The organism is Pseudomonas sp. PA-7-1E (genome assembly GCF_021605325.1).
Classification (GTDB): domain Bacteria; phylum Pseudomonadota; class Gammaproteobacteria; order Pseudomonadales; family Pseudomonadaceae; genus Aquipseudomonas; species Aquipseudomonas fluorescens_BV.
In genome coordinates, this window is the sequence record NZ_WKFA01000015.1 from 78,847 (window position 1) to 102,312 (window position 23,466).

General features: G+C 59.5%; 18 protein-coding genes. 8 read left to right on the plus strand and 10 right to left on the minus strand.

What is annotated here, in order from left to right; genetic code table 11:
- The first annotated feature begins 6 nt into the window (after nt 1-6).
- Nucleotides 7-1,044 carry an alpha/beta hydrolase family protein gene (locus GIW79_RS12745; protein WP_198791635.1) on the plus strand — a complete coding sequence of 346 codons (1,038 nt, stop codon included), beginning with the start codon at nt 7-9 and terminating at the stop codon, nt 1,042-1,044.
- On the opposite strand, the gene GIW79_RS12750 is transcribed toward GIW79_RS12745, so the two are convergent.
- The 3 genes from GIW79_RS12750 to GIW79_RS12765 all read right to left on the minus strand — a co-directional run bounded on the left by GIW79_RS12750 (nt 1,038) and on the right by GIW79_RS12765 (nt 5,398).
- On the minus strand, nt 1,038-2,210 hold the full coding sequence (locus GIW79_RS12750) for an MFS transporter (protein ID WP_186527724.1): 1,173 nt from the start codon (nt 2,208-2,210) through the stop codon (nt 1,038-1,040). The genes GIW79_RS12745 and GIW79_RS12750 overlap by 7 nt on opposite strands.
- A 220-nt stretch (nt 2,211-2,430) precedes the next feature.
- On the minus strand, nt 2,431-4,017 hold the full coding sequence (locus GIW79_RS12760; protein ID WP_003191057.1) for an ABC-F family ATPase: 1,587 nt from the start codon (nt 4,015-4,017) through the stop codon (nt 2,431-2,433).
- Between the two features lie 142 nt (nt 4,018-4,159).
- Complete coding sequence (locus tag GIW79_RS12765; protein WP_034127348.1) at nt 4,160-5,398, minus strand: MFS transporter; 1,239 nt, start codon at nt 5,396-5,398, stop codon at nt 4,160-4,162.
- Nucleotides 5,399-5,552: 154 nt separating this feature from the next.
- Between GIW79_RS12765 and GIW79_RS12770 the strand changes: the two genes are divergently transcribed.
- Entirely contained in the window at nt 5,553-6,365 is an 813-nt protein-coding gene (locus GIW79_RS12770) for a class I SAM-dependent methyltransferase (protein ID WP_236452693.1), read from the plus strand.
- Between the two features lie 319 nt (nt 6,366-6,684).
- On the opposite strand, the gene GIW79_RS12775 is transcribed toward GIW79_RS12770, so the two are convergent.
- Entirely contained in the window at nt 6,685-7,071 is a 387-nt protein-coding gene (locus tag GIW79_RS12775; RefSeq protein ID WP_054895932.1) for a TIGR03067 domain-containing protein, read from the minus strand.
- 340 nt (nt 7,072-7,411) lie between these two features.
- Here GIW79_RS12775 and GIW79_RS12780 point away from each other — a divergent pair, with 340 nt between their 5' ends.
- Nucleotides 7,412-8,737 carry a Wzz/FepE/Etk N-terminal domain-containing protein gene (locus tag GIW79_RS12780; RefSeq protein ID WP_054895931.1) on the plus strand — a complete coding sequence of 442 codons (1,326 nt, stop codon included), beginning with the start codon at nt 7,412-7,414 and terminating at the stop codon, nt 8,735-8,737.
- 264 nt (nt 8,738-9,001) lie between these two features.
- The gene (lpxO, locus tag GIW79_RS12785; RefSeq protein WP_014718362.1) at nt 9,002-9,901 is read left to right on the plus strand and encodes a lipid A hydroxylase LpxO; all 900 of its coding nucleotides are present in this window, start codon (nt 9,002-9,004) and stop codon (nt 9,899-9,901) included.
- Nucleotides 9,902-9,919: 18 nt separating this feature from the next.
- Here the strand turns inward: lpxO and ligD are convergent, their stop codons facing one another.
- Both ligD and ku read right to left on the minus strand, forming a co-directional pair.
- Nucleotides 9,920-12,439, minus strand: a complete 2,520-nt coding sequence (ligD, locus tag GIW79_RS12790) for a DNA ligase D (protein WP_236452695.1) — start codon at nt 12,437-12,439, stop codon at nt 9,920-9,922.
- A gap of 24 nt (nt 12,440-12,463) precedes the next feature.
- Nucleotides 12,464-13,303: a non-homologous end joining protein Ku gene (ku, locus tag GIW79_RS12795; protein WP_057977282.1), complete on the minus strand. Its 840-nt coding sequence runs from the start codon at nt 13,301-13,303 to the stop codon at nt 12,464-12,466.
- A gap of 185 nt (nt 13,304-13,488) precedes the next feature.
- Between ku and GIW79_RS12800 the strand changes: the two genes are divergently transcribed.
- Nucleotides 13,489-13,797 (plus strand): hypothetical protein, encoded by a 309-nt coding sequence (locus GIW79_RS12800; protein WP_236452697.1) that lies wholly within the window; start codon nt 13,489-13,491, stop codon nt 13,795-13,797.
- A gap of 12 nt (nt 13,798-13,809) precedes the next feature.
- Entirely contained in the window at nt 13,810-14,967 is a 1,158-nt protein-coding gene (locus GIW79_RS12805) for a PQQ-dependent sugar dehydrogenase (protein WP_057977286.1), read from the plus strand.
- A 171-nt stretch (nt 14,968-15,138) separates the two neighbouring features.
- Here GIW79_RS12805 and GIW79_RS12810 read toward each other — a convergent pair whose 3' ends face one another.
- Nucleotides 15,139-15,618, minus strand: a complete 480-nt coding sequence (locus GIW79_RS12810) for a nuclear transport factor 2 family protein (protein WP_236452699.1) — start codon at nt 15,616-15,618, stop codon at nt 15,139-15,141.
- Between the two features lie 54 nt (nt 15,619-15,672).
- The gene (locus GIW79_RS12815) at nt 15,673-16,236 is read right to left on the minus strand and encodes a TetR/AcrR family transcriptional regulator (protein ID WP_236452700.1); all 564 of its coding nucleotides are present in this window, start codon (nt 16,234-16,236) and stop codon (nt 15,673-15,675) included.
- Between the two features lie 124 nt (nt 16,237-16,360).
- Here GIW79_RS12815 and pssA point away from each other — a divergent pair, with 124 nt between their 5' ends.
- Nucleotides 16,361-17,704, plus strand: a complete 1,344-nt coding sequence (pssA, locus tag GIW79_RS12820; protein ID WP_089041610.1) for a CDP-diacylglycerol--serine O-phosphatidyltransferase — start codon at nt 16,361-16,363, stop codon at nt 17,702-17,704.
- Nucleotides 17,705-17,823: 119 nt separating this feature from the next.
- On the plus strand, nt 17,824-21,255 hold the full coding sequence (locus GIW79_RS12825; protein WP_236452703.1) for a hypothetical protein: 3,432 nt from the start codon (nt 17,824-17,826) through the stop codon (nt 21,253-21,255).
- Between the two features lie 56 nt (nt 21,256-21,311).
- Here the strand turns inward: GIW79_RS12825 and efeO are convergent, their stop codons facing one another.
- Together efeO and efeB are read right to left on the minus strand one after the other, a co-directional pair.
- The gene (efeO, locus tag GIW79_RS12830; protein WP_236452706.1) at nt 21,312-22,127 is read right to left on the minus strand and encodes an iron uptake system protein EfeO; all 816 of its coding nucleotides are present in this window, start codon (nt 22,125-22,127) and stop codon (nt 21,312-21,314) included.
- Between the two features lie 25 nt (nt 22,128-22,152).
- Nucleotides 22,153-23,457 carry an iron uptake transporter deferrochelatase/peroxidase subunit gene (gene efeB / locus GIW79_RS12835; RefSeq protein ID WP_186527734.1) on the minus strand — a complete coding sequence of 435 codons (1,305 nt, stop codon included), beginning with the start codon at nt 23,455-23,457 and terminating at the stop codon, nt 22,153-22,155.
- Nucleotides 23,458-23,466 lie beyond the last annotated feature (9 nt).

The following is a 23,466-nucleotide window of genomic DNA, read 5'->3' on the forward strand; positions in this document are numbered from 1 at the left end:
GTCCCCATGATGCGTCTTTGTGCTGTTTTGGTACTTTCGCTGTTGGGCAGCCTGGTTTCAGTGCACGCCGCACCGGCACCGCACCCCCATTGGAGTGTGGGGTTTCATCGCATGAGTGTGCTCGACCCGCTGGATTCGCAGCCGATGAAGGCCATCGCGTTTTACCCTTCCACCGATACCGAACGCACCACGCCGCTGGGCGCCTATCAGGTCGCGGCCAGTGAAGATGCCAAGGTTGCTATCGGCCGTTTTCCGATGCTGATGCTGTCCCACGGCAACACCGGCACGCCCCTGGCCCTGCACGACCTGGCTACGTCACTGGTGCGTAAGGGGTTCGTAGTGGTGGCGGTCCTGCATCCCGGCGACAACTATAAGGACCACAGCCGCCTGGGCACCGTGAGTAATCTGTATGGCCGGCCGATCCAGATATCCCAGGCGATCACCGCCACCCTGGCCGATCCGATGCTGTCGCCCTTTGTCGATGTCGATCAGATTGGTGTCATCGGATATTCAGCCGGTGGCGAGACGGCATTGATTCTGGCAGGCGCCAAGCCTGATTTCGAGCGCCTGCGTCGCTACTGCCAGGAACGCCCCGAAGACCGCGACGCGTGCACCACCAAGGGCGAGTTGGTGGTTGATCGCGACGACTTGCAACCCCAGGCTGACCCGCGCATCCATGCGTTGATGCTGATGGCGCCGCTGAGCTTGATGTTTGGCCGCCATACCCTGGCGGACGTGCATGTGCCAGTGCTGCTCTACAGTGGCGATGGCGACCAGTTGGTGGCAGTGGACAAAAACGCCGCCGCCCTGGCGCGCAAACTGCCAGAGCCGCCGGACTTCAAGCTGTTGGCCGGGGCAGGGCACTTTGTATTCATGGCCCCGTGCGACAGTGATCAACTGGCGACAATGCCGGGCATCTGCACCGATGCCGATGGTGTCGACCGTGAAGGGATTCACCGCGATATGGTCTCCGAGGCCGGGCGCTTTTTCAGTCGCACCCTCGGTGAGGCAACGCGTGCCGGCCTGCAGACGGCTGATCAGTAGGCGCGGCGCCTGAGCAGTACGGTCAGGGCGAGCGCGCTGGCCGACAGCAACGCGGCGCAGAAGAATATCCAGCCGTAGCCAAGATTCAACGCCACGGCGCCCATCAACGGCCCGGCAATCGCCAGGGCCAGGTCGAAAAATACCGCATACGCACTCAGCCCCGCGCCGCGGCTGCTGTCCGGCACTTGCTTGATAGCTTCCACGCCGAGCGCCGGGTAAACCAGTGACAAACCAAAACCGGTCAACCCTGCGCCGATCAAGGCCACGCTGGTAGACGGTGCCAGCCACAACAGTGTCAGGCCCAGGGTTTCGATGATCATGCAGGCGATGGCGGCGGTGAACCCGCCAAACCGGCTGATGGCTGAGATAAACACCAGGCGCGAGAGAATAAAGCACACACCAAATACCGTCAGGCAATACGCCGCACCGGCCCAGCCACGATTCAGGTAATACAGGGTGATAAAGGTCGTCAACGTGCCGTAGCCAATCGAAGCCAGGCACAGGCTGGCGCCGAACGGTGCGATACGCCCGAACACCGCCCAGAACGGCAGCCGCTCGCCACGTACCACCGGCACCGACGGTTTATTGCGGATCAGCACCAGTCCCAACGACGCCAACACCGCCAGGGCAAGACCGAGGCTGGTGTAGCCGTAATCAGCCACCATCACCACGCCAAGTGGCGCACCAATCGCAATCGCGCCGTAGGAGGCGATGCCATTCCAGGAAATCGAGCGTGCGGTGTGCTCGGCGCCCACCGCGCCCATGCACCAACTGATGGTCCCCACGCCAATCAGGCCCTGGGCCACGCCGAGTAACAGGCGACCGGCGATCAGAATACCCAGGCTCAAGCTCGGCAGACTTTCCAGCAGCGTGGCGATAAAGGTCAGTACACCGCTGATCAGAATGCCGGCCAGGCCTAGCACGATCGCGCGTTTGGTACCGACGTTATCCGACATCCGCCCGGCCATCGGACGGCTGAGCAGTGTGGCAAGGTACTGCGAACCGATGGTCACCCCGGCCACCACGGCGCTGAAACCCAGTTGCTCGTGCACATAGCCTGGAATCACCGCTATCGGCAGGCCGATGCAGATAAAGGCAATGAAGGTGTAGAAAACGATGGAAACGATCTGCAGGGTGATCGACAGGGAGGAGGGGGCGGCAGGCATGAGTACTCAATCGCTGGCGGGCGGTAAAGCATCATGGCATATCCCGCATTACTGTAGGAGCGAGCTTGCTCGCGAAGAACGTCAACGATAACGCGGGTTGCCTGATTCTGCGCGGCGTCCTCAGGTTTTTCGCGAGCAAGCTCGCTCCTACAGTAGTAGAGCGTATGCAAAAAAGCCCTGTCACAGGGACAGGGCTTTTGCTTGCAGCTAAGTGCTGTTCTTAGAACACCACACCCTGGCTACGCAGGTAGTCGTCATAGGTGCCGCTGAAGTCGATCACGCCGCTTGGGCTCAACTCGATGATGCGGGTGGCCAGGGACGATACGAACTCGCGGTCGTGGCTGACGAAGATCAGCGTGCCCGGGTAGTTCTCCAGCGCCAGGTTCAGCGCCTCGATGGATTCCATGTCCAAGTGGTTGGTCGGTTCGTCCATGATCAGCACGTTGGGCTTTTGCAGGATCAGCTTGCCGAACAGCATGCGACCTTGTTCACCACCGGAGATCACTTTGACCGACTTCTGGATTTCGTCGTTGGAGAACAACATGCGGCCCAGGGTGCCACGAATCATTTGCTCGCCTTGGGTCCATTGGCCCATCCAGTCGAACAGGCTCACGTCGTCTTCGAAGTCGTGGGCGTGGTCCTGGGCGTAGTAGCCCAGCTCGGCGGCGTCGGTCCACTTGATGCTACCGGCGTCCGGGGTCAGTTCGTTGACCAGGGTGCGCAGCAGGGTGGTCTTGCCGATACCGTTGGGGCCGATGATCGCCACGCGCTCGCCGGCTTCAACTTGGAAGCTGAAATCCTTGAACAGTGGCTTGCCGTCAAAACCCTTGGCCATCTTTTCGACCATGACCGCCTGGCGGTGCAACTTTTTGTTCTGCTCGAAACGGATGAACGGGCTCACACGGCTCGATGGCTTGACTTCGGCCAGCTGGATCTTGTCGATCGCCTTGGCACGGGAGGTCGCCTGCTTGGCTTTCGAGGCGTTGGCCGAGAAGCGGCTGACGAAGGATTGCAGTTCGGAGATCTGCGCTTTCTTCTTGGCGTTGTCCGACAGCAATTGCTCGCGGGACTGGGTCGCCACGGTCATGTACTCGTCGTAGTTGCCCGGGAACAGGCGCAGCTCGCCGTAGTCCAGGTCAGCCATGTGGGTGCACACGCTGTTCAGGAAGTGACGGTCGTGAGAGATGATGATCATCAGGCTGGAGCGCTGGGTCAGAATGTTTTCCAGCCAGCGGATGGTGTTGATGTCCAAGTGGTTGGTCGGTTCGTCGAGCAACAGCACTTCCGGGTCGGAGAACAGCGCCTGGGCCAGCAATACGCGCAGCTTCCAGCCTGGGGACACTTCGCTCATCGGGCCGAAATGCTGTTCCAGGGGAATACCCAGGCCCAGCAGCAGCTCGCCGGCGCGGGATTCGGCGGTGTAGCCGTCCATCTCGGCGAACTCGGTTTCCAGCTCGGCCACGGCCATGCCGTCTTCTTCGCTCATTTCCGGCAGCGAGTAGATGCGGTCGCGTTCGGCCTTGACCTTCCACAGCTCCTCGTGGCCCATGATCACGGTGTCGAGCACGGTGAATTCTTCGTAGGCGAACTGGTCCTGGCGCAGTTTACCCAAGCGCACATTCGGCTCCAGCATGACCTGGCCGCCGGACGGGTCGAGGTCGCCACCGAGGATTTTCATGAAGGTCGACTTGCCGCAACCGTTGGCACCGATCAGACCATAGCGGTTGCCGGCGCCGAACTTGACCGAGACGTTCTCGAAGAGCGGCTTGGCGCCGAACTGCATGGTGATGTTAGCTGTGGAGATCAATTACTTTACCTATCAATGGGTTGCGAGCGTGACGGCAGGTGCCTTCAGGCATGCGTCAACAGCGACATCAAGGCGCGAAACCCGGTCGCTGAACACAAAATTGGGGATGTGTGTTGGAATTTGGCGCGCATTGTCGCATATGTCAGGCGACAGTTGTATGGCGAGCGAAGGATGGTTTTGCCAATGTCTCAGGCATAGCCAGCCACAACAGCATCAAGGCAGCGGCTGCAACCGCTGCCAACGTCAGGAAGGCCGCGTTGTAGCCAGCCTGCTGCACCACGAAACCGGCCAGGCTGTTGCTGAGTGCCGCGCCCAGGCCGAATACGGTGGAGAGGGCGCCCAGGCTGACGTTGAAGCGGCCGGTGCCTTGGGTCAGGTCTTTGACGATCACCGGGAACAGGGCGCCGAAAATGCCGGCGCCGATACCGTCGAGCATCTGCACGGCCACCAGCCAGTAGGGGTCGCTGGATAAGGTATAGAGCACGCCACGCAACGGCAGTATCAGGAAACCTGCAAGCAACAGCGGCTTGCGCCCCCAGATATCGGCCTTGAGCCCGACCAGCCAGGCCATCGGCACCATCACCAACTGTGCGGCGACAATGCAGGCTGACGTCAGCGGGGTGGCCATCTGCAGATTGATCTGCGCCAGTTTCTGGCTGACCAGCGGCAGCATCGCGGCATTGGCCAGGTGAAACAGTGCGCAGCAGATGGCAAACAGTAGCAGCGGTTGGTTGGCCAGCAATGCTTTCAGGCCCGAGGGCTGTTCGTGGTCGGTGTGATGGGCCGGATCAAAACCACGGGCGACCTCATGGTCAATCGCCTCGGCCGGCACGCAACTTACCGCAATGACACTGGCGACGGCCATAAACGCCATCAGGTAGAACACCACCACCGGCCCGAACAGGTAGGCCAGCCCGCCGGCCAGCAGCGCGGCCACGGCATTGCCGGCATGGTTGAAAGTCTCGTTGCGCCCGGTACGCCGGGTGAAGGCACGCGGCCCGGTGATCCCCAGCGAAATGGCGGAAATTGCCGGAGCAAAGACAGAGGCAGCTACGGCGCTGGCAGCTTGGGTCAGCGCCACCCAGCCAAATGAACTGACGAAGGGCAGCATCAGGCAACTGCCCGTCACCAATAGCGCGGCAATGGCAACCACCGCGCGTTTGCTGCGAGTGCGGTCGATCAGCGCACCCGCGGGGCCTTGGGTCAGCAAGGCAGCGATGCCTGCGAGGGTCATGACCACGCCAATGCTGGCCGGCTCCCATTGATGGACGGCCAACAGATAGATCGCCAGGTACGGTCCGAGACCGTCGCGCACATCGGCAAGAAAGAAGTTCAGGCTGTCCAGGGATAAAGCGATGCGCAGGTCTGAATGACGGGCCACGGTGCGACCTTCAAGAGCGGCGTTCAGGGGCTGAGCGCGCGTTGGGATAATGACCGGTGGGCTGGGCGATAAGTTTCGCGGTGGGCCAGGGTTTCCTCCTGCGCGCATTTAATTTACTTTCCGAAGCCCACTGGAATGAATTTCTGGAGAAGCAATGGACATGCCCTCAGCGCAAGAGGCGATCGCCAGCAATAGAAATGCCTGGGACGAATCCGCCGGGTTGCATAAAGACACCGCGACCTGGGCGGCACTGCTGGACTCGGTAGCCGAGCCTGATTTTTCCTGCCTTGACCCGACCATCACCACCTTGCTGCAAGAGGTAGGCGTGGTGGGCAAGGACGTGGTGCAATTGTGCTGCAACAACGGACGCGAAAGCCTTTCGTTGTATGGCTTGGGCGCCCGTTCGGTGGTGGGGGTTGATCAATCCCGGGCGTTTCTTGAACAGGCTCGGGAGTTGGCCGAGGCCTCGCCACACAGCCCTGAGTTCATTGAGACCGATATCCACCATTTGCCCGAGCGTTTGCAGGCACGGTTCGATATTGCCCTGGTGACCATCGGCGTGCTGGGCTGGATGCCGGATGTGGCGTTGTTCATGCGCCAGGTTGCCAGTGTGCTGAAGCCCGGCGGTACGTTGGTCATGTACGAAACCCATCCCTTTCTTGAGATGTTTGACCCCTATGGGGCCAACCCTATGCTGCCTGCCAGTTCTTACTTCCAGCGTGAACCCTTTGTGCTGCAGGAGGCAATTGTCTATGAAGGGAAGGATGAGCGGCCCGGGCCGACCTCCTATTGGTATGTACATACCCTGGGCAATGTAGTCAGCGGGGCTATCGCAGCGCAGTTGCAGATCGCTCATTTGCAGGAATACCCGCATTCAAACCGGGAAGAACTCTACGATCAATATGAGCATCAGGCCGCGCAACTGCCCCTGTGCTTTACCATGACAGCGATCAGGCGTGATGGCTGATCAAGGTTTGCGCACGCAAAAAAAAGGCCCGCGAGGAGAGGGCGGGCCAAGTGATTCACTGGAGTAGGTAGGCCTGACCTTATAGGTCGAAAAGTGAAGTCTTTGTGAAAATGCCGTGATCAAATCGGATAATCACGGCTTATGTGTCCTCCTGTGGCGAGGGAGCTTGCTCCCGTAACGGCCTGCCAGCCACCGCCTATCTGCCTGACGCCCCGCGTTCCAACCTGTGGGAGCTGGCTTGCCTGCGATAGCGGTGTATCAGTGACAGATTAGTTGACTGACCCACCGCTATCGCAGGCAAGCCAGCTCCCACATTTGATCAAGAGCGCCGCACGAAGGTGCGCATGGTTTGCCCTGGGCCGGTGCTGAATACAGTGGGCCTGGGCATGCCCTCATCCGCTGCGATAAACACAAAATCATCGCCGTCGAGCCGGTAACTGGCGGGGAGTTGCTTGCCTGCATCTTCGCCGATGGCGTCCGTCCAGGTGATGCTTTTGGGCGTAGTACTGGCGTCCAGTACGAACCGCCCCGCCAATAATATTTCGCCATTGACCGTGGTCACTTCGAAGCGATCCCCCGCAATTGTCGTCATTGCTCCCGGTGCGCTGTGAGCATCCACGGGGTTGAGCACGCCACTGTCTTCAAGGGCTGTTTGTTCCCATTTGCCTTGCAGTGCGTGAAAGTCCGAGGCTGAAAGCGGTGACATGCAAACTCCTTATTGCTGTTCAAAAAAATGTTCAATTGTCTTGAGGCTGCCACTGTCCCCCATGAAGGCGAAATTTTTTTCTTTATAAGACAGGTATTTGACAGCTTTTTCATGTTGGATTGACTACGCTTGCAGCCAGATCAGTCTGACATGGCTGTGTGATTTGGCTTACTCACCGAAATGAAACCGAAATAATCCCTAAGTTTGTGGGATATTTCAGGGGACTGAGTGGTCACATCGCCACTGGTCTGCCGTATCCAGGGCGTTGTCCCTGATTTTTGAAGTCATTCAGACTTCTGAGAATGATGGCCTTTTAGTATTATTTTAAGGTGTTCTTATTTTGAATCGTACTTCCCCGCTTCCGCCTTCCGCAGCGTCTGATGAAATTGATTTATTTGAATTGTTTCACGCCATCTGGCGACAAAAAAAGCTGGTGGTCGGGTGTACGCTTCTGGCCGGGGTATTAGGCGCAGGTTATGCCTTCCTGGCACCCAAGACCTATGAGGTCAGCAGTGTGTTACGGCCTGCGGCTATCAACGAGCTGGACGCCTTGAACCGTTCGGAAGTGTATAAGTTGCCGCCTGCCGATGCGCTGCTCAAGGTGGGCGCGCAGTTGGATTCCTATGATGCGCGCCTGGGGTTCTTCAAGGATCATGAGGAGTTGTTCAAGGCGTTCAAGAAACCGGGGCAAACCCTTGAGCAGAGCTTTGAGGCGTTCAACCGCAATTCCGTCAATCTGATTCTGCCCGACCCCAAGAAATCCGATTCGTTGAGCAGTTATATCCGTCTGGAGTTGCAATACCCGACCGACGTCGATGGTGTTGCGATCCTCAACGGTTTTGTGGACTACGCCATCGCCGCCGAGCGTCAGCAGGTGGGTGCCGACCTGAAGGTTATCGTCAATAACCGCTTGAGCGAGCTCAAGGGCAAGATCGACGCTGCCCGCGCCAATTACGATACCGATAAAGAATCGAAAATCGCCAAGTTGCTGGAAGCTGACCGGCTCAAGCGTGCCCAATTGCAGGACGAGCTCAGCGCTTTGCGCTTGCAAATGAAGATGGAGCGCACCAACCGCTTGGCCGAGTTGGCCGAAGCGATCAGCATTGCCAAGTCCATGGGCATTCGTACACCAACAACGCCGTCCTCTATGGCCGACTCCACCCGCACAGGTTCGAGCCAGGTCATGCGGACCGAGGTGAACAACCAGAAGATTCCGCTGTATTTCATGGGGACCGAGGCGCTGGAAGCCGAACGCGCTGCATTGCAGCAGCGTACCAGCGACGATTTCACCAACCCGCGCATTGCCGAGATCGGCAAAGACTTGCAACTGTTGGAAAGCAACCGCGAGGTTGAGGTACTGCGCAAGCGGGGCAATGAAGACATCTTCTTGCAGGACGTCGAGCCGCTTCGCGCTGAAGTCGCCAGGTTGCGTGGTTTGAATATCGATATGAGCAACCTCAAGCTGGTGACCATTGACCGTCGAGCCCAGGAGCCTCTGTCGCCGATCAAGCCGAAAAAGCCGCTGGTTATCGCGTTGAGCCTTGTCGGAGGTCTGCTGCTGGGCCTGATGATTGCGCTGATCCGCTACTTCGTTCGCAGCCGCACTCAGGCCGTGCCCTATACGGCATTAGGGGATCGCCGCGAGGGTAAAGATTCGCCGCTTTAACCCTTCAAACGCCCTCAAACAGGCAGGCTCAAGGGCCTGCCTGCTCCTACCCCCAGCACACTCAATAGACAGCTTTTCACAATTCTTAGTTAACCTTTGGTTACAAAGTGTGGCTAAATAACTGCCAATGGTCGCACGCAGGCGGTTATCCCGCCGGCCGTGTCACCTGTATGTGAATTGTGATTTCAGGTGCTGCTTATCCATCCTCGGCCGTTGTGGGCCCGCAGGAGCAGCCTGTTCTCTCCCTGACGTGTGACGAATCCCTTGAAACTCATCATTGTTGCTCTCTACGTTGCTTCCATTGCGTATGTACACCTGCGTGGTCGGGTGCGACACAAGCTGGGTCGCCAGCTTAGTGATCACTCGACGTTCCTGGCGCCGATCAACTGTTTCCTGTACCTGTTCTCCAAGCAGCCCAGCCGTCCCTACCTTTCGCCCAGCGACTTTCCAGACCTGAGCCCATTGCAGGAGCACTGGGAAGAGATCCGCGAAGAAGGCCAGAATCTGATGCGGGCGGGTGAGATCAAACGCTCGGAGCAATACAACGACGTAGGGTTCAACTCGTTCTTCAAGACCGGCTGGAAGCGTTTCTACCTCAAGTGGTACGGCGACAGTCACCCCTCGGCGATGAAGCTGTGCCCACGCACCACCGAGCTGGTGCAAAGCATCGGCTCGATCAAGGCCGCGATGTTCGCCGAACTGCCTCCGGGCTCCAAGCTGGTGCGTCACCGCGACCCGTATGCGGGCTCGTACCGCTATCACCTGGGGCTGGATACGCCTAACGATCCAGGCTGCTACATCAACGTGGACGGCGAAAGCTATTACTGGCGCGACGGCGAGCCGGTGATGTTCGACGAGACCTACATTCACTACGCGGAAAACACCACCCAACAGAACCGCATCATACTGTTCTGTGATATCGAACGGCCCATGAAGTACCGCTGGGCGGCTGCGTTCAATCGCTGGTTTAGCCGCAATGTGATGGCGGCCGCAGGTTCGCCCAACGATGAGGGTGACAAGACCGGCGGCCTCAACCGTGCCTTCACCCGGCTGTACAAGATTCGCCTGCGTGGCAAGGAGCTCAAAAAGCGCAACCGCACGCGCTACTACCTGGAAAAGTGGGCGATCTTTGCCGGTCTGGCGCTGATCTTCATTCTTATCTGACCTGGCTCAGGGCGCGGATCACCCAGGGGGTTGCGCGCCCAACTTGTCCCACATTTTTTTGCTGATCTTCTGCCGATTGGCATACCCCGCCCACGGGTCGTCCTTCAAGGCCTGCAACCGTTGGTGCAGGTTCGCCACTGTCCACTGTTGGGCGCCGCGCAATCCTTTCAACTCCTCTCGACTCACCGGCACCGACACTGGCAAGCCCGGGCGTGCCCGCACTGAATACGCCGCCACGGTACTGGCGCCGCGGGCGTTACGCAGGTAATCGATAAAGATCTTGCCCACGCGGTTCTTGGGGCCACTGGTGGCGGTAAAGCGTTCGGGCAGTTGGCGGGTCATGAATTGGGCAATGGCTTTGGCGAATGCCTTGACGGTGTCCCAGTTATCGCGCCGGGCCAATGGCACGATCAAGTGCAGGCCCTTGCCGCCGCTGGTTTTGACGAAAGCCTGCAAGCCCAGCTCATCAAGTACCGACAGAGTCAGTTGGGCCGCTTCCAGCATGGCTTTCCAGGGCAAGGTCGGGTCCGGATCGAGATCGAGCACGAACAGGTCGGGCGTTTCAATCTTGTCTGCGGTAGCGCCCCAGGTGTGAAACTCGACCGTACCCATTTGCACCGCGCCGACCAGGGCTTCCACGCTGTCTATTTCCATCAGGCGCGCATGGCCTGGATCCAGCGCCGGGTCCAATTGCTTGATGTGGGGGATTGCCATGCGCTCTGAGTGTTTCTGGAAGAACTGCTCACCTTCGATCCCTTCCGGCGCGCGCAGCAGGGACACGGCACGTGCGCGCAGAAAGGGCAGGATCCATTCGCTGATATCGGTGTAGAACTGTGCCAATTGCTGTTTTTGCGTGCCGCTGTGCTTGTCGATAATGCGCTCGGGGTGAGTGATTTTCACGTTCTTCACCGTTGCCTGCGCTTTACCGGCTTTCGATGCCTGCGGTGCCTTGACCGACTTGGCCGCGCGCGGCTGTTCATGAATGATCTGCGAGGCTGGCTTGTCGGTGCGCAGGCTCACAAACGCGGCCTGGCGCACCACGCCTTCACGGGTCCATTCGGCAAATTGCACTTCGCCTACCAGGCTCGGCTCAACCCAATGCACGCCGCGGGCCTGGGCACTGGTCAATGGCTTTTGCAGTGGCGAGTCCTTGCGCTCGAGCGGCGTGAGCTTGGCATAGATGGTTTTCAGCGCCGCCTGATCAAAGCCCGTGCCCACGCGCCCGGCATATACCAGGCCGGTGTCATCGTTGACCGCCAGCAGCAGCGCCCCAAAGCCGCTGCGCGAACCTTGGGGGCGGGTGTAGCCGACAATCACGAACTCCTGGCGCAGGCGGCATTTGAGCTTGATCCAGTCGGCACTGCGCCGCGACACGTAGGGGCTGCCGGCGCGCTTGCCGATCACGCCTTCGAGCGACAGGTCACAGGCGCTCTCGAAAATATCGCTCTGGCTGGCGGCAAAGGCTTCGGAGAAGCGCAGCAGTTTGCTTCGGCTGGCGGACAGTGCGGATTTAAGCGCAGCCCGACGCTCTTCGACCGGGTCTTCGCGCTGGTCGCGGCCATTCAAAAAGGGTGCATCGAACAGGTAATAGACGATGTCCAGGCTGCGGCCGATATCGAATGCGTTTTGCAGCGCCTGGAAATCCGGCAGCCCGTCGCCATTGAGGCTGACCACTTCGCCATCCAGCCAACTGTCTTTGAGCTTGAGCGCTTGCAAGGCTTTGCACTGACGCGGCAGGCGTTCGGTCCAGTCGTGGCCGTTGCGGGTGAACAGGCGCACTTCACCGTCGCGAATGCGCGCCATGATGCGGTAGCCGTCGAACTTGATTTCGTAGCGCCAATCACCTTCGGGGGCGCGGTCGACCAAGGTTGCCAGTTGGGGGGCAAACTCGTCAGGCAGGGCAGCGTTGCGCTTGGGCGCTTTGGCTTTTGGCGCGGCCTTGGGTTTGGCCTTGGCCTTGGCTTTTGGCTTGCCCACGACCGCGTCGCTGAGCACGCTGGCGGGCTCGGCCTCGACAATATCGAACTCAGAGGCCGGGCGCGCCTGCTGATCGTTTTCCTTGATCAACAGCCACTGCTCCTTGTCACCGCTGCCCTTGAGGCGGGTACGTACCAGCGCCCAATCACCGGAGAGTTTCTCACCCACCAAGGTGAATTTGAGTTTACCCGCCGCGTAGGCTTTGCGCGGGTCATCGTGGGGTTGCCAGATGCCTCGGTCCCACACGATTACATCCCCCGCACCGTATTGGCCGGTGGGGATACTGCCCTCGAAACTGCCATAGCTCAGTGGGTGGTCTTCAACATGCACCGCCAGGCGTTTCTGGCTCGGGTCCAGGCTTGGGCCCTTGGGCACCGCCCAGCTCAACAGCACGCCATCCAGTTCCAGGCGAAAGTCGTAATGCAGGTTGCGCGCATCATGCTTTTGAATCACAAAGCTTAGGGCCGAAGCGTTACGTTTGCTGGCGGGTGAGCTGCCTGCGGGTTCGGCGGTGATCTTGAAATCGCGCTTGCGGTTGTACTCGCTCAGGGGCTTTGCCATGTCGTTCTCCCGTCAATGGCAGGCTCAAGAGGCCTTGTTATTGGACTTTTTCGCGACGCTCTTTTTCGCCGCAGGTTTACCCGCCAGGCTGCGTTTGAGCAGTTCCGTCAGGTCGATGACATCCGCGGATTTTCGCTCTTCGCCGCCTTCGGCCGTTTCCACATCTTCGATCTTGCCGGCCTTGGCCTTCTTCGCCACCAACGCCCTGATCTTGTCCTGGAAGCTGTCACGGTATTCATCGGGCTGCCAATCGGCGCTCATGTCTTCCACCAGGCGCTTGGCCATGTCCAATTCACCTTTGGCCAGGGTCGGCTTTGTCACATCGCTGCCCAACTCCAACTCATCCAGGCTGCGCACTTCGGCGGGCCAGCGCAGCATGACCAGCACCAGCGCCGACTCCAGCGGCATCAACGCAGCCAGATGCTGCTTGGTGTGCAGCACCACATTGGCCAGGGCGACCTTGCCGGTTTTTTTCAGCGCTTCGCGCAGCAGTGCATAGACCTTGCCGCCGCGTTTATCCGGGGCGAGAAAGTAGGGCGTGTCGATGTTTTGCAGGGGGATCTGGTCGCTGGCGACGAAGGCGATGATTTCGATGGTCTGGGTGGACTTGGGGTGGGCCGAGCGAATTTCGTCTTCGCTGAGCACCACGTAGCGTCCTTTTTCAAAGGCCACGCCCTTGACGATATTGTCCTTGGTGACTTCCTTGCCGGTGGTTTTGTTGATGCGCTTATAGCCCACCGGGTCCATGCTGCGCTTGTCCAGCCAGTCGAAGTCGACGCCTTGTGAAGAGGTCGCCGAGACCAGCGATACCGGGATGTGAACCAAGCCGAAACTGATGGCGCCTTTCCAGATTGCCCGTGGCATAGGTGTTATTCCTCAACGAAGAGCCTGTGTGCTGGTGACTCGCAGAGCACGGCAAAAGTTTCGGCGGATAGATGCTCGGACAGATCGTGTTACACCTGATGAGAAACTATTTAGTGTCGCAACGCGAACCCACGGCGTAGCGTGTTATCGAAAGCACGTAGTACTTGGCATAGAGAGGTTTGGCCATGAACCGTTGTGTACGTCATCTTTCAGCATTGGCGCTGGGCCTGGCCCTTGCGCCATTGGCCCAGGCGCAAAACCTGCCAGGGCGTAGCGACTACTGCCCTATTCACCGGGCCAACCCCAATAGCATGCAGGGCACCCAGCCCAATGCACCGGCAGTTCGCAGTATCCAGCCTGTCCCGGCAAACCCGCGGCCGACGCTGGAAAACGGCGGCATCGGCAACCGCTACCCCAAGCAGGAGGCGGCCCCCAGCCGACCAGCCACCGTACCCAAAGCGCCCACCTATGATGCCAACGGCAATCGCCGCTAAGGATTTCGCCTTATGTTTGTAAGTAAAACCCTGCTAGCCGCCCTGTGCGCCAGCGCGTTACTGCCGTTGAGCGCGGCGTATGCCGCCGATAGCCAACAGTTCCCCAGCGAGCAAGGCAGCATCACCGCCACGCCGGTTGCCAAGGGCCTTGACCATCCGTGGGCACTGGCGTTTTTGCCGGACCAGCAAGGTTTCCTGGTGACCGAACTGCCTGGAAACCTGCGTTTTGTGAGCCCGGACGGCAAGCTGTCTGCGCCCTTGAAGGGCGTGCCGCAGGTATGGGCCAAAGGGCAGGGTGGGTTGCTGGATGTGGTGCTGTCGCCAGACTTCAAGCAAGACCGCCTGGTTTACCTGTCGTACGCCGAAGGCGGTGGCGAGGGCGGCAAGGCCGGTACAGCCGTAGGGCGCGGGCGTTTGGCGGCCGACTTGAGCGGCTTGGAAGACTTCAAGGTGATACTGCGCCAGGAGCCCAAGCTGTCTACTGGCAACCACTTCGGCTCGCGCCTGGCCTTCGACCGTGATGGCTACCTGTTCGTGACTCTCGGGGAGAACAACGACCGCCCCACGGCCCAAGACCTGGACAAGCTGCAAGGTAAAGTGGTGCGCATCTACCCGGATGGGCGGGTGCCGGACGACAACCCTTTTGTCGGTCAACCCGGCGTGCGTCCGGAAATCTGGTCCTACGGGCAGCGTAACCCTCAGGGGCTGGCCCTGAACCCCTGGAGCGGCACGATCTGGGAACATGAACACGGGCCCCGTGGCGGCGACGAAGTCAATATCATCGAGCGCGGCAAGAACTACGGTTGGCCGTTGGCAACCCATGGCATCAACTATTCCCTGCTGCCGATTCCGGAAGCCAAGGGCAAAACGGCAGAGGGCACAGTGGCGCCCCATCATGTCTGGGAGAAATCGCCGGGCATCAGTGGCATGGCGTTCTACGACGCCGACCGATTCAAGGCATGGCAGCACAACCTGTTTATCGGCGCGCTGGCCAGCCAAGAGCTGATTCGGTTGCAGTTCGAGGGGGACAAGGTGATCCACGAAGAACGCTTGTTGGGCGAATTGAAAGCGCGAATTCGCGATGTGCGGCAGGGGCCGGATGGCTTTCTGTATGTGCTGACCGATGAGGATGACGGCGTGTTGTATCGGGTTGGGCTGAATCAGGACTAGAAATGTGGGGGCTGTAGCAGACGCTGATCCAATTGATGCCCCGCGATCCAAGTGTGGGAGCTGGCTTGCCTGCGAAGGCGGTGTGTCAGGCGCTGAATCTGTTACTGCACGACCGCTTTCGCAGGCAAGCCAGCTCCCACATTGGATCTCATTCGGTCTGCAGAGTCGGGGTTATAGCCCCAGCTCTGACAGGCCTGGATGGTCATCCGGGCGCCGCCCCAGCGGCCAATGGAACTTGCGCTCGCTCTCTTTGATCGGCATATCGTTGATGCAGGCAAAGCGGTTGGCGATCAAGCCGTTCTCATCGAACTCCCAGTTCTCATTGCCGTACGAGCGAAACCAGTTACCCGAATCATCGTGCCATTCATAGGCATAGCGCACGGCGATGCGGTTATCGGTGAAGGCCCACAATTCCTTGATCAGTCGATAATCCAGCTCCTTGGCCCATTTGCGGCTCAGGAACTGCTTGGCTTCTTCGCGGTTATGGGCAAATTCGGCGCGGTTACGCCAGTTCGTATCCAGGGTGTAGGCCAGAGACACGCGTTGTGGGTCGCGGGAGTTCCAGCCGTCTTCGGCCAGGCGGACTTTTTCGATGGCCGAATCGCGGGTAAACGGCGGCAGGGGTGGACGGACGTCTTCTTGGGCTGGCATGGGCGGCTCCTCAAAGTAATTAAGGTTGGGTCGAAAGTTGCCTGGTCTGTGAGTTCAAAGTTGCAGTAAGGTCCGCGCCATGCATTGCGCATTATCGGCAGCTGTTGAATCACCCATGACCAGGGCGACGGTAATGGCACCATCGATCAGGATCAGCAGTTGCGCGGCCTGCTGCTCCGGGGCGGGAGTGCCATGTGCTTGGCACAGTTCGAGTGCGTACTCGAACAGTTTGCGTTTATGGGCCTTGGCCAACAGGCGCACCGGGTCCTGGGCGTCGCCGGTTTCACCGCTGGTGTTGATAAAGGCGCAGCCGCGAAAGTCCGCCGAGCCGAACCAGCGCTTGAGCGCGCTGAACAGCTCTAGCAGGCGCTGGCCGCTGTCGTCGCTGTGTTCCACTTCGCTGCGCAGCCACTGCATCCAGCGCTCGTCGCGGCGTTGAAGGGCAGCAATCACCAACTCATCCTTGTTGGCGAAGTAGCGGTAGATACTCTTTCTCGACACCCCGGCGGTTTTCACCAGTAAGTCCATGCCGGTGGCAGCAATGCCGTGGCGATAGATCAATTTTTCGGTGACTTCGAGGATGATGTCGCGGGTTTCATTCTGAGTGATATCGTTCATGTTTCGCACAGTAGAACGATCGTTCTTCATGGTCAACTGGTTTTTTGAATTGCCCACTGCGAGACCTGAGCAGCCTCATGGTGTAAGCTTTGGGCCTCTTCGGATTCGACCCATTGCGAGCCCTATGCCGTCGTTCTTCAAACGCTCCCTGTTGCCCAAGCTGCGCGGTTTCCCGTTGTCCAACGAGGCCATTGAAGTGCTGCCCAGCGCCGACGCCTACCGTCGCTGCTTGTTGGAGAAAATCGCCCAGGCCACGCGGCGTATCTACATCGTTGCCTTGTACTTGCAGCAGGATGAGGCGGGGCAGGAAATCTACGACGCGCTGCATGCCGCCAAGGCCGCACGGCCCGAACTGGACATCGTGGTGATGGTTGATTGGCTGCGCGCCCAGCGCGGGTTGATCGGCGCGGGCAAGCAACCGGGCAACAGCGCCTGGTACCAGGCGATGACCCAGCGCCACGCCACCGAAGTACCGGTGTACGGCGTGCCGGTGCAAACCCGCGAGCTGTTCGGCGTGTTGCACCTCAAGGGTTTCGTGATCGATGACAGCGTGCTGTACAGCGGCGCCAGCCTGAACAATGTGTACCTGCACAAGTTCGATAAATACCGCTTCGACCGTTACCATCTGATCCATAGCCAACCCCTGGCCGATTCGATGCAGCACCTGGTGGAACACGGCCTGGTGGCGTCCAAGGCCGTGCATCGCCTGGACCTGCCGAACCCGCCCACCACTCGCAGCCTGCGCAACGATATCGGCGACCTGCGCAGCCGTCTCAAGCATGCGGCCTACGACACTACGGCCGGGCAGTTGCCCAACGGTCATCTGTCGGTCAGCCCATTGCTGGGCGTCGGCAAGAACAACCCGTTGAGCCGGGTGATCCTCGAATTGATCGCCAGCGCCCAGCAGCAGCTGACTATTTGCACGCCGTATTTCAACCTCCCATTGCCGGTGACCCGTGAGATCAACCGCGCTCTGGCACGCGGTGTAAAGATCGACATCGTGGTGGGCGACAAGACCGCCAACGATTTCTACATTCCGCCCACCGAACCTTTCAAGGTGATTGCGGCGTTGCCGTACCTGTACGAGATCAGCCTGCGACGCTTTGCCAAGCGGCATCAGCCGATGATCAACAGCGGCCAGTTGAACCTGCACTTATGGCGCGACGGCGATAACACCTACCATCTAAAGGGCATGTGGGTGGATGAGCGCTACACCTTGCTCACCGGCAACAACCTCAACCCTCGGGCGTTTCGCCTCGATTTGGAAAACGGCTTGCTGATCGATGATCCACAAGGGCAGTGGCTAGCGCCGCGGCGTACCGAGTTGGCCCAGATCTTCCAGCACGTAACCCGTATCGAGGGCTACCAACAGTTGCAAACGCTGGTGGATTATCCACCCGCGGTGGGCAAGTTCCTGCGCCGGGTCAGTCGAGTGCGCATCGAGCGGTTGCTGTACCGTATTCTGTAGGACTGTTTTCACCGCCTTAGGAGTTTACCTACTCGCATAGCTTGCGTTGGTTGCTACGTTGTTTCTCGACGGTTCTTAGGACGAGAACTCTGCCCTTGATTGGTTCAGAGGAAACAGACATGTCGAGTATCAGCCCTAGTCGCGACACCCTTGCGTTTACGCCGCCGCTACATTCTGTGAGCCCGGCGGCAAACGCCTTCCCCGATCCCGTTGTTCGCAGCAAGCGCGAAGCAGCCTCAAATCCTGCTGTAGATAGTCCCCGACGATGGACGCTGCAACCTGTGCCCTTGGCGTCGAGCGAGGGTGATCACCGCCTGCGTAACGAGCTGGCGACATCAGCCACGCGCCACGCGTGGGATTCCCTCGTCCAGATCCCCACCGACAGCACTTTCTACGCAGGCTTTGCCGCTTTGCGCAGTGCGTTCAATACTGATGAAGTCAAGGCGTGGATTATGAGCAAAGGCATGGCCCTGGACACCGTGGTGGTAAAAACGGATTCGATCACAGGGCTGGTCTTAAGCGGTCGCGTGGGAACGCGAAAGACGTTCACTCTGAACGACGATTCTGGCTGGTGGCAGGTCGGGGCCCGATTGCGCGCCGCTGCCACGGCGCTGGATAGGGCGGGTAATGGGGTGGCTTATGTGCCGGAACAGTCCGACCGGTTTTCTCGCAATGCTGTCTTGCAGTGGCATGACATCACCCCGCCAACGAATGCCGATGAGTTGGCGTTGGTGCGTGGACAACTGTTGGCGGAGGAATGGTCCGGTTGGTCAACCGAGACAAAAGGCCGGCTGCAGGGCAGCAGCCTTGCGGCAAGAAAAACCATCGACCGGCTGGACGAGCGTCAATACCTGGCAGGTTGCCTGGCTGATCTGGTTCGCAATCGACCCGACGACGAAGAGGTGTCGCTGGCCGATGCGCAGACGCCGATCGGCGCTACGTCGGTGCTTGCCACAAACGGGGCCGACAAGGCCGCCGTGCGTGATGTACTGATTTCTCACGGCTTCCTCGTACCCAAGAACGCGAAGGAAGTGCGCAATGTCATTCGCTGGTTGCAAGCTGCGGTGGCGCCTGCCCCCGCGCTGGGTAATTACGCGCAATTGCTTGCACGACCATGGGCACCGGGCATGTTGTCTGAAAATGACAAACGTTTGGTAGCTCAGTTCATGCGCGACGATGCCATCAGCCGCAGCGAACCGAGTCTATTGCGCGCCTTGGATTTTCGCGGCGTACTCGATGAGCACACCCCGCAAGAAGTGCGTGCCAACGCCGACAAGATACTGGAGCGGATCCTTGACCAACCGTTAGCTCTGGACTGGGGCAAGGCCGCTGCTCGCAGTCTGTATTTTCAGGGCACGTCCGGTACTTATGACTTATCGACCCTAGAAGCCAAACAGTGGGCACTCACTGCGGCCCTGTTGCAGATTGACCCCGAGATGCCTCGGCGCCCTGGGAACGTTGCCGGTTATGACATCTATCAGCCCGCCAACAGTGGACGGACGATGGCGTCGGTACGCGCTGAAATCGAGACCCAACTGGCTCAGAACACCTTGCTCGATCCAAAGACGGTACCGCTGGCCGCGCATCTGTTGTTGGCCAGTAGCGCGCCCGAGTTTCTGGTCCGGGATATCCCTTCCACGATGCGGATAGGCTCGGTGGAATGGGCCGACTTTCGCCTGGGGGTCACGTTTGCCGAGCGTCAAGGTGGGCCTGGTTGCTCGCGGCGCATGAGCTACACCGAAATTATGGGGCTCAGCCGGCTGAGCACCAGTACGCCGGGCGAAGCGGCGGTATTGGATAATTATGGGATCGACGTGTTACTCGATTGGGGCTTGATGCGCGGGCTTTATGAAAAGCCAGTGGATGGCCGCTACACACAGCAGCACCATCTGCAGGCCATCACGGCTTTCAATGAGGAGTGCGAGCAACTCGTTTATGCGTTGGAGCAGTTCAACCTGCCGCTGCCTATACGAGAAGACTCGGCGATCAGGAACTTGCAGACAGTATTTCCAGGCCTGAGCGCGGAACAGTTGAAAGCCATGCGGGTATACATCGCAGACCCGGATGAACGCCGCAACATGAAGCTGTCCGAGCCGAGAACGCGTACGCTGATCGAGACGTACATGACCGGCGACCTTACAAGGGACCGGTGGATGCTGCTGGCGCCCGGGGAGCAGCCGCCACAACCAGCCCGGCGCACCTCTCCATTTGTCATACCGCGGCTGAGCGCATCCGACCAGGCAGCCGTTGATGCCAACGTGCAAGCGTTGAACGCCAGGATCGCCCATTTACCGGATGTGCAGGCCCAGTTGCCTGGTGAAGTCGATGCCTACCTGGACAAACTCAAGCAGGGTTTGAGCATCGCCACAAGACGCATGATCGCCCAACTGCCGTTGGCTGATCGCCAAGCCTTGGAGTGGGGGGACGTGGACCTGTTTGCCTTGCGCGAGGCAACCGATAGCGTGCCTGAGATAGATGTAACACCGGAGCAGGTGGAGGAGCGCAGAGGGCGAAAGGGCACGCTGATACGCTGTAATTACAACGGGGTAATCAGCTACTTCGAGGTGTTCCCGGACAAGCTGTTGATCGTCAAGCGCGAAGACCTGCCGCGTGATTTGGCCCTCGGGGGGACCTTTCAAACGGTGCCGAAGACGTATGGGCCTTGGGCGGTGTCAGAGCTCCCCGTGCGGCTGGGCGCGGTGGAACCATTTGATTTTGCCGCTTACAGCTCCAATGCCTTGCCCAGGCCCGGTGTGACCTCGCCAGGTGTCATTATTGATAAGCTGGGCGAGACCCTGCACGCTACGCCGGTCTCTGTACAGGGCGAGGCATCCAACCAGGTGCCTAACAGTTTTTCGTCGCCCCGCACCCAGTCAATTGTCGATCGGATCATGCAGGGCAATTTTATCCATCATCGTGCCAGCGTGCTGAAGGTCGCGCATGGCATGTTGCCGCTGGAACAAAAGCGCGAAATATTGCGACGCAACGACAGTATTTTGTTGAGCATGATCCCGTTTGTCGGGGCCGTCATTGACCTGACCAAAGGCAACATCGTTGAAGGGATGCGCGGGCTGATCATCGACACCGCCGGGGCATTCGCAGGTGGGGCATTTGGAACCTTGAAACCGCTCGTCAAGTCCACAAAAGCTGTGGCTCCCTTCGGCGTCAAGGCGTTTCGCGTACTGGAAAAGGGGGTTGAGGTGGTCAGTGGCTTCTTGAACCCACTGGATGGCGCGGCAGATTTGATGGCCGCTGGAGGGAAAGGGCTCGTCGCGCTGCCTAAAGCGTTAGGCAGGGCATCGAACCCCTCAGTGCTTTTAAAGCTTGGCGTGGTGGAAGAAAAACTGCGCACTTGCCTGGGTGTATCAAACCAGTTGCAGGCGCCGCACAATGTCCAGGAGCAGGCGGTTCAGCCTGGTGCTCATAACGGACACAATCATTCGATACCGGTGTACGCGGTACAGACCGATGGACGTTGGTACGCGACCCATCCAAAGACCGGGTTGCCGACCGGCACGCCGCTGGATGGGTTTGAAGCACTGCCCGCATGACGACCTGAAACACTTCAGGCAGCGCCCTCGCCGTGACGTACGGGGGGCGCTTTCGATCAGTTGAGTCCCAACTTCCCACGCAAAGTGGACAAATCTTCCGCCAGTGTATTGACCGGGCCCACTAAAGCCTTACGGTCGTTTTCCTTGACTTTGTCGTAGGTCTCGAAGCCGCCATCCGAGGTCTTGTATTTGGCCAGGATCTTGTCCACGGCGGCGAAGTTTTTATCGACCTTGGCCAAAAATGCCTTGTCTTGGTGGTCGATCTGGCCACGGAACAGGTCGACGATTTTCTTTGCACCGTCGATGTTGCCTTGGAAGTCGTACAGGTCGGTATGGCTGTAACGGTCTTCCTCACCGGAAATCTTGGTGGCGGCGACTTCCTCAAGCAGCGCTGCGGCGCCGCCGACGACTTTTTCCGGCGGGAAGGTCAGGCCGTCAACCCGGGTTTTCAGGTCCAACACGTCCTTGTTGAGTTTATCGGCCAGGGCGGCGAGGCCCTGGGTGGTGTTCTCGGAGAACAGGCTGTACTCGATGCGGTGGAAGCCGGTGAAGTCTTCGGCCTTGACGCCTTTCTCGTGATCGTCGACGCGTGAGTCGATGGACGCGTCGAGGTCGCTGAACAGCTCGGCGATCGGTTCGATGGACTCATAGTGCACGCGAGTCGGCGCGTAGAGCTTCTTGGCGGTGGCCAGGTCGCCTTTATTGATGGCGTCAGTAAACGCCTGGGTCTGGGTGACCAGCTCAGCGATTTCTTCGGTGACGTAGATTTTGTAATCCGACACCGGGCCCACCAGGTCCAACGGCGCAGTAGCGGCGAAGCTTGCCTGTGGCGAAAGGCTGAGTAACAACAACGCGATAGACGACTTCTTCATGGGAGGCATTCCGCTGTGGGGTGTTTTAGGTCTTGGCAGGGGGGTGAGGGTGCGTTGCGGCGAGCAGCGTGCGTCCGATGAAATCCTTGGGCCCGGTGACACCCGGCAAGGTAAAGAAATACCCGCCACCCACTGGCTTGAGGTACTCCTCCAGCGGTTCGCCGTTGAGCCGGGTTTGCACGCTGATAAAGCCTTTCTCCAGGTCAGCCTGGTAGCAGATGAACAACAAGCCCATGTCCAGTTGACCGTTTTTGTTGACGCCGTTGGAGTAGTTGAACGGCCGCCGCAGGATCAGGTTGGCCTGGGTCTGCGGGGTGCGCGGGTTGGCCAGGCGGATGTGAGCATCAAGCTTGGTCAACTTGCCTTGCGGGTCCTTGCGGTAGTCCGGGACCTGGGTTTCGTGCTGGCCGTCCATGGGCGCGCCCGTGGGTTTGATACGGCCGATGATGCTTTCCTGTTCTTGCAGCGGGGTGCGATCCCAGCGCTCGACAAAGTTACGGATGATGCGCACGGCTTGGTAACTGCCATGGGCGGCCCAGGCCGGCTCGTCGCCGGTGGGCTGTACCCAGACGATCTGGTCCATGGCCTTGTCATCGTTGGAGTTGGGGTTGGCCGAGCCATCACGAAAGCCCAGGAAGTTGCGCGCACTCTGTGCCGGTTCGCCGGGCTTGGCCGGAGCCTGGGGCGGCACGCTGCCTTCTTGCTTCCAGCGCACCAGCAGCAGGTCGGGCAGGTTTTTGACGATGTCGCGCAGCGCGTGGATATTGGTGTCCGGCGTGTTGGAGCTGAACTGCAGGCTCAGGTCGCCGTGACACTGCGCCGGTTCCAGTGCATCGTTGGGAAAGCCGACCATGCGACTCAGGCGCTTGGGCTTGGCGGCGGCAAGGCCGAAGCGTTCGTCGAACAACGACTCACCGACCGATACTGTAATGGTCAGGTTATCCGGTGTGACCACAGGGCCAAGGATGCCGGAATCGGTGGGCGGCAATTTCGGGTCGACCTGGGGCACGGTGCCGCCGGTCATCAGGAATGCGATGCGCTCGTTGAGGGTGCGGAACAGACGTTCCAGGTCTTGGCGGTCGCTGGCCAGTACATCGAACGCCACGACCATGCCGCAGGCCGGGCGCGGGGTGACGATGCCGCTTTGGTGCTTGCCGAAAAACGCCTGGTGGTCCTGGGTCTTGTCACTGCGCGGTGCGGTGGTGACTTGCTCAGCCGCTGCCGCCATCGCCGGGCAGGTCAGGCTGCTGCCGGCAATCGCAGCGCCGGTGGCCGCCATGCCCAACAGGACGCGGCGACGTTGGAGGTCAAACTGTTCTGTATCACTCATGTATGCGGT